1 protein-coding gene is annotated in these 643 nt (G+C 43.7%); it reads right to left on the bottom strand.

Annotated features, from left to right (window positions below; genetic code table 11):
* Positions 1-355: Hsp20 family protein (locus tag EK369_RS21525; protein WP_164727090.1), on the bottom strand; the 355-nt coding region annotated here is incomplete at its 3' end.
* Positions 356-643: the final 288 nt, after the last annotated feature.

Here is a 643-nt window from a genome sequence, read left to right on the forward strand (position 1 = left end):
CCGTGATGCTCAAAACTCCATCAGAGGACAGATTAGACTGCACTTGATTTATGTCGTGCCCTTCTGGTAGTACATACCTCCTTATGAAATGCCTGGAGACGTAACCATGTTCGTCCTGTTTCTCTTCATGTTTACCCTCGATGGTCAGGGTGTTACCAGAAGCTGTTACCTTGATTTCTTCTGGCTTAAAGTGTTGTACATCCAAATCCACTTGGAACTTATCTTTGTCAGCTTTTACCACTGAACCGGTATCTCTTGCAGCTGATGGTGTCCTCCAGTGTCTCAGGTAACCAGCAGGGCATCTAAACAGACTCCTTTCCAAAGGCGCCAGCAGATCTTCAGGATCTAATCCCAAACCAAAGTGTTGGTCCACAACTCGAGATGGTCTCAATGGACTATTTAACGCCTTTTGCAATATCCAGCAACCCGTCCAGGTTGTTTGTGACAAAATCCAGAACAACAATTTCCTTGGCGACCGTCAGGTTGGCAACCATCACGGTCCTTTATGCAAGCCATTACTGACTGTTGAAGACCAAGGATGGCGAAAATGACGACGATAAAAATGTTGAAGAATTTCATTTTGATTTTACAAGTTGTTTGTTATAAACTTTCGATAAAGCTTGGAAGTCTTTGGATTGTTGCG

Source organism: Shimia sediminis (genome assembly GCF_003990645.1).
Lineage (GTDB): Bacteria > Pseudomonadota > Alphaproteobacteria > Rhodobacterales > Rhodobacteraceae > Shimia > Shimia sediminis.